Origin of the sequence: Streptomyces sp. NPDC101490, from assembly GCF_044767145.1 — a bacterium.
Lineage (GTDB): Bacteria > Actinomycetota > Actinomycetes > Streptomycetales > Streptomycetaceae > Streptomyces.
On sequence record NZ_JBIWNI010000011.1, the window covers coordinates 145,720 to 155,737 of the forward strand.

Below are 10,018 nucleotides of genomic sequence, written 5' to 3' on the forward strand. Positions count from 1 at the left end.
TGGCTCTTTCAGATCCGATCGGGTGCGCTGATGCCGAGCGCGGAGAGGCCACCGGCGAGCACCGTCCCGGCGGCTTCGGCGAGCGCGAGCCGGGAACGGTGGGCGGCCGAGGGTTTCTCGTCGCCGAGCGGCAGGACGGTGTGCTGGAAGGCGAGCAGCGCGTCGGCGGTGCCCTCCAGGTGCCGGGCGACCCGATCGGGGGCGCGGTGGCGGGCGGCGGCGAGGAGGACGGCGGGGTGGTCGCCGAGGTGGTCCAGGAGCGCGGGCGCCTCGATGCCGGGGGAGGCGTCGCCGCCGCCGTGGCCGGGGGAGGCGTCGCCTTCGTACGAGGGGTGGAGGCCGCCTTCGTACGAGGGGTGGACGCCGAGCTGTGCGCCGTTGACGAGCAGCCGCCGGGCCCGGGAGTACGCGTACCGGACCTTGAAGAGCCCGTTGCGTTCGTGCTGGACGAGGAGCGGCGGCCCGTCGAGCGGCCGGTCCTGGGGCGCGGCGCGGAGCAGCGCCCAGCGGGCGGCGTCGGTGCCGAGGGCGTCCGGGTCGTACGCGCCGGGCACCACGTGGATCCGCTCGGTGCCGCCGAGCCCGGCGTCGGCGCCCTGGGCGCGGAGCAGCCGTACGACGGTCCCGGTGACGAGGGCGGCGCGCGGCTCGGTGGGCTCGGCGAACCGGACGGCGGTCCCGGCGAGGGCGGTGCCGTGCCCGTACGCGGCTCCGGCGGCGCGGACCGCGCGGACGAGGTCACCGGCGGCGTCGGTGCGGAGGCTGAAGTTCAGGAAGCCGGGCCCGGTGATCTCCACGGCCCGGACGCCGGGGGCGTCCTGGAGCCGGTCGCGCAGGATCCCGGCGACGTCGAGGGCGGTGCGTCCGGCGGGCCGGGCGAGGGTGAGGGCGATGTTGCTGGCGTACTCCCCCGCTCCACCGGGCCGGGCGCGCTCGACCTTCACTCCGGGGGGTACGTCGACCCGCAGCGCACCGTCGTCGACCGCACGGCGCACGGCGTGCAGCACGGTGAGGGAGAGGTCCGCGGGGGTCACGGGTCAAGCCTAGGGGAGGAGGGGGGTCGGAACGCGAACCGGTTTCGCCATACGGGACACCGGGCGGTCCGTGCTCCCGGGCCCGTCCTACTGGAGGAGGTCCTGGGGCCGGGGGTACTGGCAGCGGTCTCCGGCCGCGGCGGGCTCCTCTCCCCCGTCGGTCCCGGTGGTCCCGGGCCGGTCGCGCCGCTCGCGGTGCATCAGCTGGCGGACGACCCGGACGAGCTCCACGGGCTCGAACGGCTTGGCGAGGAAGGCGTCGACACCGGGGACCTCGTGCTCCCCGCAGGCGCTGATGAGGGCGACCGGCAGATGCCGGGTGCGGGGGTCGGCGCGGAGGCGCTCGGCGGTCCTGATGCCGTCCAGGCGGGGCATGACGACGTCGAGGGTGACGACATCGGGACGGACCCGGTGCACGACGTCCAGACACTCGGCACCGTCGGCCGCGGTCACGACCTCGAACCCCTCAAGTTCGAGATTGACCCTGATCAACTGCCGGATCACCTTGTTGTCGTCGACAACGAGCACCCGACCGGACACGCCTGACACACGACGAGAGTAGGCCGCCCCGACGGACCGCGTCCGGGTTTTGCCCACTTCTGCCCCGTGCGGGCGACCGACCCCCTGATGACGCCCCGGAAATACCTGTTCACAGCCACTCCCCGTGAGCTGGTAGGGTTCAACCCGTCGCCGCAGAACAGGGCAGACGCCCCCGTAGCTCAGGGGATAGAGCAACGGCCTCCGGAGCCGTGTGCGCAGGTTCGAATCCTGCCGGGGGCACTTCGCGAGAAGTGCCAGAGAAGCCTCTGACCTGCAGAAATGCAAGTCAGAGGCTTTCTTTTTTCATACCAAAAGACACACGTCCTGTATGCCCGTTGCGCTTTCTATTAGCTCGCCCCTCACACGTCCCTGACCTGTGGTTTTACCTCGCCACGTCGACGGGATCGGGCGTCCCCGACCGCGTAAAACCGCTCGCGCGGGACATGCGTGGGACGCAAAGGGTCTACGCGGACCGCCTGATCCTCCATGGGAGTCATGATGGCCCCTCAGTTGTACTCGTCCAGAAGCGCGTCGATGCGTTTGTTCGCGAGGGCCTGGCGCCCATAAAGGCACTTCGCATACCGGGTCATGAGGACCTCTACGCTGTTCCCAGCCCGTTCGGCGACTTCGGTGGGATCGACGCCGGCGTTCAGCCAGGTGGACAGCGCCGAGTGCCGCAGGTCGTAGGGGCGGGCGGCGAGGGGGATCCCACCAGGCCCGGCGAAAGAGCGAGTTCGCGGGCCTCGTGCCAGGCACGGTCGTAGGTGGTGGATCCCACGATGCCGCCCTTCTCGTTGAAGAACAGCCGCCCGTCGTCCGCGGTGCCGAAGGTGTCGACGCTCTCCCGCCACAGGCTGACGAGTTCGTGCGGGAGTGGCACCGTACGCGTGGCTCCCGGCGGTCGACTCTTCAGGCCGCGCAGGTCGTGATTCTGTCCGCTGTCGGTCCACTTCTTGCCTACGGAGGGGCGGGCGGCATGAAGGACCACGCTGCCCCACCCCTCTGTCGGCAGTTCGCAGTCCGGCAACGTAACCGCAACGGCTTCGGCCGGCCGCAGCCCCCCGTAGTACATCCCGGCGAAGAGGCCGACCAGCCTCCGCCCCCGCGCCCGCCCGTAACCACCGACGTAGGAGACCGCACAGAGCAGGTTCCGGGCCTGCACGGGATTGACGACCACCCGGGGATCGACCTGCTGAACGGTTTCGGTGATGCGCCAGCTGATGTTGGCCAGTGGATCGGCGCGGAGCTGACCTAGCTCGATCGCGTACCGCACCGCGTTCACGAACGTCATCCGCTTGCGCCGCTGCGTCTCGGCAGCCGCGACCGTGCCATCCCTCTTCAGCCTGAGGGCCTGCAGCACACCGCGCATCACAGCTGGGTCCAGCAGGTCGTCCAGAGGGAGTGAGGCCCGGGCGACCCAGCCCAGGGCAAGCCGCACCTCTGTGGGCACCTTGCGCACATCGAGACGGGGCACCACAAACGCCCAGTTTCGCAACGCCCGCCGCAACAACTCGCCATCCGGCCGGCCTCGCATCCTTCGGAGCATGACCTCGGTGATCGAGCACAGAGCATCGCTGGTCTCACTCCGGGTCTTCGCCGCGACCTGCACCCAACGCGCCTCCATATATTCGAGCGAGAAGGCGTACCAGCCGAGAGCCAGAGCCCGCTCATTCCCCACCCGGCCGAAGCCATCAGCGGCGGCTTCCTTGAGCGCCCGAACCAACGAGGACCCGATCTCGTCGACAAGCGCTCTGACATCCGCCCCGTCCCCCGCCGCGCGCCCCCGGCGGGACGGTGCGGCAACCACCGCCCTCGGCCCACGCCCCTTCCTGGGAGTACCTCGTACCCCACCTGCCGAATTCCGCATGGCACCCACCGCCTCTCTCCAGGGCAACGCAGCACCTGCGGCCGCCTGCCAACCGGAAACCCTGCACCGGGAGCGTGGGAGGTAGGCCGCCAAGGCCCGCAGCGGCCCGTCCGCCAACGCGGCCGTGGCCGTGGCCGTGGCCCGCCAGATCGAACGCAACAACCTCAACGAACTCATCACCGTCGCCGAAGCCGAGCACGGACCCGTCGCGGAGGAGGAGATCCAGTCCCTGCGCGACCAACTCGCCCAGGCCCTGCGCGAACAGAACCAGCACGGAGCGAGCGCCGCGCGACCCGCTCCCCCGCCATCCCCGGCTGCACCATCCCCCTCGACAGCGAAGGGCTCGCCAAAGCCGTCCTGCGCGACCGCGCGGTCACCGGCCAACTCGCACTGGCCCGCACCGACGACCTACGCGTGATCACCTCTGCGGCTACCCCTGCCGAAGCGGTCCGCCCCCGGATCAGCCGGCCCGCCCCGGAGTGGGCCCTCTCCCGCCCGGTCGTCGAACCGATCACCGAGCCGATCGATCCCGGTGCCAGAGAGCCGCCGAAACCGGCGCTCGACGGGGTCACCACCGCGAATACCGCCAAGGTCACGCCCCAAGTCGGCCGGGACCATCCACAGAAGTGGGAACAGGTAGAGCACTGCCGTAAGCGGCAGCGCCGTCCGGAGTCTCCTGTGCAGGACCAAGCCGCATCGCGCCGGTTTCGTTCCACATGGCCTGAATCTGTCCCACTCTCGCGGCGCCCCCAGCCCACACTGACGGATCGGACCAAGACACATTGCGGGAAAACTTTAAATCTGGCAGACTCGGAGGCAGCCAAAGTCTAGAGTTTGACTGGAGGTACGAATGCCCATGCGCCCCATCAGCATCGACGACGAAGTGTTCGCGTTCCTGCAAAGCCACGGTGAGCCTCTCGTGGATACACCCAATGATGTTCTTCGGCGTCTCCTCCTCGATGACAGTGCCCCTGCCGCGGAACGGCGCCCCGGGGATCTGGCCCCCCTCATCGAGGCAGGACTACTCAAGGCCGGAGACGTGCTCGTCCACCACCAGCCTCGCCGAGGCCTGACCCACGAGGCGATCGTGACGGCCGACGGGTGGATCGAGATCGAGGACGGCCGCGCCTTCTCCAAGCCGTCCCCGGCGCTCAAGGCTCAGACCGGCACCGAGATCAACGGCTACGGCAAGTACGTCCTCAAGGAGCGGCCCGAAGTTCGGCTGCAGGACATCCGCGAGCAGGCGCGGGGCCAGGCCTGATGGCGACACACCTGATCATCATCAGCGACCGTGAACCCCTGGGCTGGGTGCTTGAGAACCAGCGCATGGCCTTTCCCGAAGGGCGCGTCGGCTCCGTTCCGGGCAAGGGTGACGAAGTCCTCCCCTACACGACGCGGGGGTGCTTCCGGAGCCCGTCCAAAGACCGCGGCCGGGTAATGGGGCTCGCCACGGTCACCTCCGAGGTGACGCCCCTTCTCGAGCCCGTCTCGTTCGGCGAACGGCGGTTCGCATCGGGCTGCACGCTGCGCGTTCACGGCCTGGCACCCCACCGTGAGGGCGTGGTGCTCGCCGATCTGGTCTCCCAGTTGGAGGTCTTCCCCGACCCCCGCCACTGGAGCGTCCGCATGCGCAGGGCCGCGCTCCCGCTCCCCGACGCGGACGCCGGATTCCTGCGGCGCGAGCTCCAGCCGCTCCTGCGCCCCTACCCCTCGGTCATCAGTGCGTACCTGCGCGAATCTGACCGATCTGGCTGATCTTCCGGACGGCCGCCGTAAACTTGCCGACAAGCTGTGTGCGCCGTCGGCCGGACGCGGCCGTCCGGTACATCAGACCACTCCGGACCCGTCTGCATCGCCGATGTGATCCCAAGTGCGCCACGGGTGGGGGATGGAAGCGCGATGTACAAGCTGAACGACACGGACCCGACCGCTCTGGGCCCGTTCCGGCTGCTCGCAGTGCTCGGACAGGGCGGGATGGGCCGTACGTATCTGGGCCGCCGGCTCCCCCTGGACAACCTCGGCCCCGAGCACGAGGCCGGCTACCACCTCACGGGTTCCGAAGAGGACACCGAGCCTGTTCTCGCAGCCGTCAAGGTCATCAAGCCGTCCATGCTGCGGGACAGCACGGAGAGCTCCGAGAAGAAGGCCCGGGCCCGCTTCGCGCAGGAGATCGAGACGATGCGCACGGTCGTCAGCGCCCGGGTTCCCGCCTTCCTGGGTGCCGACGCGGAAGCCGAACGGCCCTGGCTGGCCATGGACTACGTGCGCGGCCCCACCCTCCACAGGTTCGTCCACACCGTCGGGCCCCTTGGTCTCGGCCCGTACGCGGCGCTCGGTCTCGCGCTGGTCGATGCCCTGCGAGCCATCCACGGGGTGAAGCTGCTGCACCGCGACCTCAAGCCGGGCAACATCGCCATGGGGCCGGCCGGACCCGTCGTACTCGACTTCGGTCTCGCGGTCCTGACCGACCGGGACAGCAACGGAGCCCTGACCAAGACCGACGTCGGCATCGGGACTCCCTCCTACATGTCGCTGGAGCAGGCGACCGACACCAAGCACGTCAAGGAGCCGGCGGACATCTACGCCCTGGGAGCGGTCCTCTTCTTCGCCGCCGCGCAGCGGCCGCCCTATCCGTACGGTCCGGCGGCCGCGGAGCCAAGCTGGGACGGGGTGCTTCCGGCCTGTATGCCCCTGCTGGCCAAGATCCTGGTCCAGCTGCCGAGCGCGCGGCCCTCGCTCGACGCGATCGAGGAGAGCCTGCTCCAACTGCTGGCGAAAAACAGGCTGACCCCTGAAGCGGCAGACGCTGAGCTCCGCGCCTTGGTTGCGGGCTCGGGCCTGATCCCGGAGCTGCCCGAGGAAGCCGTGGCCGACCACGCCGACCCGCAGGCGCAGGCAGCGGCTCAGCAGGCAGTCGACCACCAGGTCACCCCTGACGAGCCCTCGGCCGGCGACGGCCCGGACTTCTACAAACAGTTCTTCGGCGACGACGAGGAGCCGGTCGTCGTGCCCGCCCCGGCCCCGGCGGTCCCGGTGGAGTACGTGCCCACCGAGCCCGACCCGAAGGCGAGCCCCGCACCGGCGCCGTTCGTCCCGAACCAGCCGACGGTCAGCAGCTACCGGCTCGCTCCCCCGCAGCCTCCGGCGATGCCGAAACCCACACCCACCCCCGAGGCACCACCCGCCGCGCTCAGGGCCGCCGAGCGCCTGCGCAAGGCGTACGCCCACAGCAGTCGCCTCTGACCACCGGTGGGTCCGACCGGCGAGATCAGGCCGCAGGACCCCCGTCCACGGGATCGGCCGGCGCCTAGGGTTTACACATGGCCGCCTCGGGTGTTCAGCCGCGCGGACGCCCTGGCCCACAACACAGAATCACGCTCACGCGCGTACGTCGTGTGTGCATTGCACGTCGAAAGGACCGCCCGCCATGCCCGACGCAGCGCCCGACCTCCTTGCGGGCCCGCCCCCGGCTGGGACCGTGATCGAGGTCCGTGACGAGGAGTGGCTGGTCCGCAGCAGCAGCGTGGTCCGCCCCGGCGAATTCCTGATCGAGGCCACCGGTGCCTCGGATCTCGTCCGCGGACACCAGGCGCGGTTCCTCACCTCGCTCGACGGGACGCCCCGCGTACTGCGGCCCGAGGACACCGTCCTCGTACCAGACCCCTCGAAGGGGTACCGGCTCAGCCGCCTCTTCCTGGAGGCCGTGCTGCGCAAAACCCCGCTCCCCCAGATCGAGCGCGGCCTCGCCCTGACGGACGGATTCCTACTGGACCGCATGGACTATCAGCTGCGGCCCGCGGTGAAGGCACTCGCGAACCCGCTGCGCCCCCGGCTGCTGATCGGCGACGTCGTCGGTCTCGGCAAAACGTTGGAGATCGGCATCCTGCTCGGTGAGCTGATCCGGCGGGGCCGCGGCGAGCGCATCCTCGTCGTCACCCCCGCTCCGGTGCTGGAGCAGTTCCAGCACGAGATGTGGACGCGATTTTCGCTGCCGCTGGTACGGCTCGACAGCGTGGGCATCTCCCGTATCGAGCGCAAGATCCCGGTCGGCCGGAACCCCTTCACGTACTACAAGCGCGTCATCGTCTCGATGGACACGCTGAAGAACGCCAAGCGCTACGGGCCCTGGCTGCAGAACATCGAGTGGGACGCCGTCGTCATCGACGAGTCGCACAATCTGATGAGCCGGAGCAGCGACCGCCGGATCCTCGCGGATCTCCTGGCCAAGCAGACGGACGCCCTGATCCTGGCCAGTGCCACACCGCACAACGGTGACATGCGCGCCTTCACCGGACTGGTCCGGCTGCTCGACCCGATGGCGATCAAGGACCCCGCGCAGCCGAAGGCGGAGGAGCTGCACCACCTCATGCTGCGCCGTACCAAGGTCAGCGAGGAGGTCGCCGAGGCCCTGGAGGGCTCCTGGGCACCGCGTGGCGAGTCGCGCCCCGTCTACTGCGAGGCGGGCGAACTGGAGGAACAGGTCTTCGCCGAGCTGGCCCGCTCCTGGCTGACGAACCCGGACGCCAAGGGCGCCGACCACCTCTTCCCCTACGTACTGCTCAAGTCCTTCCTCTCCTCGCACCGCGCCCTCTTTGTCACCGCCCGCGAGCGGCTCGCCAAGCTGGGCCACGCCCTGCCCGAGGGCCACAAGAAGGTCACCGATCCGTCGCCCTCCGACTCGCAGGCACTCTCCCCCGTCCCCGAGGTCGCCTCCCTGCTGCGGCTGACCGAGCTGGCCCGCGAGATCGAGCGGGCCTCCGCGGACGGCCTCGCATCGACGACCAAGCTCGCGGGCCTCGTCGACCACCTGCGCGGCATCGGTGTCAAGGCCGGCAGCTCCACCCGAGCGGTGGTCTTCTCCGAGCGCCGCGAGACCCTCGACTGGCTCGGTCTCGTACTGCCCCCGCTGCTGGGCTGGCGCGGGGAGGCAGCCGAGTCTGCCGTCAAGGTGATGCACAGCGATGTCTCCGACACCGTGCAGATGGACTACGTCGACGAGTTCGCGCGGGCCGGCGGCGACATCCGGCTGCTGCTCACCGGCGACGGCGCGTCCGAGGGCGTCAACCTGCACCGGCAGTGCCACCACCTCGTCCACTGGGACCTGCCGTGGAGCCTGATCCGCGTCGAGCAGCGCAACGGCCGCATCGACCGGTACGGGCAGACCCGCAGCCCCGAGTTCCGGGCCATGATCCTCAAGAGCGGCACAAAGGGTGCCCTCGACGACCGGACCATCGCGGAAAAGGTCCTCGCCCGTGAGGCGAAGGTCCACCAGGTGCTGGGCGCCGTCGAGGCGGCGACGAAGGAGAACGACTGGGGCAAGGAGGAGCGCCGGGTGATGGAGGCCCTGCTCCGCCAGGCCACCCCGGAGGAAGCCGTACGGGACCTCGTGGCCGTCGCGTTGGAGCCCGAGGAGGGGGACAGCTCCCACGACGATGCGGACACCGTGCTGCCCATCGAGCGCCGGACGATGAGCGAGTTCGGCACCGAGACGGGCTTCGGCGGGCCCTCGGGCTTCGAGGATTCCGGCTTCGACATCGGCCCCGACGCCGACTTCGACGCTGATTTCGACCTCGACCTGGACGACATCGGCCCGGCCGAGCCGGACCCGTCGGCCTCGGGCGCGCACGGACCCGCGCCCACGGCCGGCCGCCCCTCCTCCGACATCCCCACCGTCGACGGGCTCCGCCTCTTCGACGCCGAGTCGGCCGAGCGGAACCGGCACGAGTTCGTGCTCACCGGCCTGGACGAGCTCGCCGAGCTGGAGTCCTTCCGTCTGAAGACCGCCAGTTCCGGCACGGACCTCAGTTTCGACACCCCCGAGGACCTCGCCGACCGCCTCGGCGTCCTCCCGCCGGGATATCTACGGGACCAGAACATCGCCCACCGGATGAAGCTGACCTTCAGCCGCGAGGACGCCGCCGACTCCCTCAAGCGCGCCCGCGAGGACTCCGGGTCCTCCTCCCTGTGGCCCGACGCGCACTACGTCGGCGAACTGCACCCCGTCATCGAGTGGATCACCGACAAGGTGCTGGTCCAGCTCGGCCGCCAGCAGGCCCGCGTCCTCCAGGTGTCCCCCGAGGACGCCCCCGTCCCGGTGGTTCTCACCCAGGGCGTGTGGTCCAACGCGGAGGGCCGCCCGACCGTGGTGGCCTGGCTGGCGATCGACCGGCTGGACAGCCCCGAGCCGCGGGTACGCGAGCTCACCCCGGCGCTCCTCGCGGACTTCGGCATCGGCCCCGGCATGGCCGACCACTACACGGCCGGGGACCTGGCCCCGCTCCAGCAGCTGGTCCCCCGGGCCGTGTCCGAGACCCGGCGTGAGCTCAAGAAGCTGGCCGCGGTCGCCGACAAGGAGGTGGACGCCCCGCTGCGCGCCTACGAGGAGCGCGTCGGCGTCTGGCGGCAGACCTCATTGCCCGGCTTCGAAGGCGGCCGCACCGCCCGCGACGAGGCAGCCGACCGGCTGGCGACGGCCGCCGCCCGGCTGCGGACGTCCGGCGACCCGATGATCCGGGTACTGGCCGTACTGGAGCCCGGCGCATGACCCACCAGGGCCACCCCTACGCGTACATGAACA

7 protein-coding genes, 1 tRNA gene and 2 pseudogenes are annotated in these 10,018 nt (G+C 70.3%); 7 read left to right on the forward strand and 3 right to left on the reverse strand.

Features of this window, described 5'->3' with window-relative positions; genetic code table 11:
- Window positions 1–8: 8 nt before the first annotated feature.
- Both nrtL and ACIRQY_RS21315 read right to left on the reverse strand, forming a co-directional pair.
- Window positions 9–1,034, reverse strand: a complete 1,026-nt coding sequence (gene nrtL, locus ACIRQY_RS21310; RefSeq protein ID WP_403927937.1) for an ArgS-related anticodon-binding protein NrtL — start codon at window positions 1,032–1,034, stop codon at window positions 9–11.
- Window positions 1,035–1,121: 87 nt separating this feature from the next.
- Complete coding sequence (locus ACIRQY_RS21315) at window positions 1,122–1,631, reverse strand: response regulator (RefSeq protein WP_351781945.1); 510 nt, start codon at window positions 1,629–1,631, stop codon at window positions 1,122–1,124.
- A gap of 111 nt (window positions 1,632–1,742) precedes the next feature.
- Here ACIRQY_RS21315 and ACIRQY_RS21320 point away from each other — a divergent pair.
- Window positions 1,743–1,814 (forward strand) — tRNA-Arg (locus tag ACIRQY_RS21320).
- A gap of 409 nt (window positions 1,815–2,223) precedes the next feature.
- Here the strand turns inward: ACIRQY_RS21320 and ACIRQY_RS21325 are convergent.
- Window positions 2,224–3,381 carry a site-specific integrase gene (locus ACIRQY_RS21325; protein WP_403927940.1) on the reverse strand — a complete coding sequence of 386 codons (1,158 nt, stop codon included), beginning with the start codon at window positions 3,379–3,381 and terminating at the stop codon, window positions 2,224–2,226.
- A 184-nt stretch (window positions 3,382–3,565) separates the two neighbouring features.
- Here ACIRQY_RS21325 and ACIRQY_RS21330 point away from each other — a divergent pair.
- The 6 genes and pseudogenes from ACIRQY_RS21330 to ACIRQY_RS21355 all read left to right on the forward strand — a co-directional run.
- A pseudogene (locus ACIRQY_RS21330) lies at window positions 3,566–3,730 on the forward strand (CopG family transcriptional regulator); the annotation flags it as partial.
- A 17-nt stretch (window positions 3,731–3,747) separates the two neighbouring features.
- Window positions 3,748–3,966: pseudogene (locus tag ACIRQY_RS21335) on the forward strand (DNA-binding protein); the annotation flags it as partial.
- A 331-nt stretch (window positions 3,967–4,297) separates the two neighbouring features.
- Complete coding sequence (locus tag ACIRQY_RS21340) at window positions 4,298–4,702, forward strand: hypothetical protein (protein ID WP_403927942.1); 405 nt, start codon at window positions 4,298–4,300, stop codon at window positions 4,700–4,702.
- 203 nt (window positions 4,703–4,905) lie between these two features.
- Window positions 4,906–5,196, forward strand: a complete 291-nt coding sequence (locus ACIRQY_RS21345) for a hypothetical protein (protein WP_403927945.1) — start codon at window positions 4,906–4,908, stop codon at window positions 5,194–5,196.
- Between the two features lie 144 nt (window positions 5,197–5,340).
- Window positions 5,341–6,684: a serine/threonine-protein kinase gene (locus tag ACIRQY_RS21350; protein ID WP_403927948.1), complete on the forward strand. Its 1,344-nt coding sequence runs from the start codon at window positions 5,341–5,343 to the stop codon at window positions 6,682–6,684.
- A gap of 184 nt (window positions 6,685–6,868) precedes the next feature.
- Window positions 6,869–9,985, forward strand: coding sequence for an SNF2-related protein (locus tag ACIRQY_RS21355; RefSeq protein WP_403927950.1), 3,117 nt, complete (start codon window positions 6,869–6,871; stop codon window positions 9,983–9,985).
- Window positions 9,986–10,018 lie beyond the last annotated feature (33 nt).

Excerpts from the sequence above, each read along its gene's own strand:
- ACIRQY_RS21350 (WP_403927948.1), top strand. The coding sequence starts at position 5,341 with ATGTACAAGCTGAACGACACGGACCCGACCGCTCTGGGCCCGTTCCGG.
- ACIRQY_RS21340 (WP_403927942.1), top strand. The coding sequence starts at position 4,298 with ATGCGCCCCATCAGCATCGACGACGAAGTGTTCGCGTTCCTGCAAAGC.
- ACIRQY_RS21355 (WP_403927950.1), top strand. The coding sequence starts at position 6,869 with ATGCCCGACGCAGCGCCCGACCTCCTTGCGGGCCCGCCCCCGGCTGGG.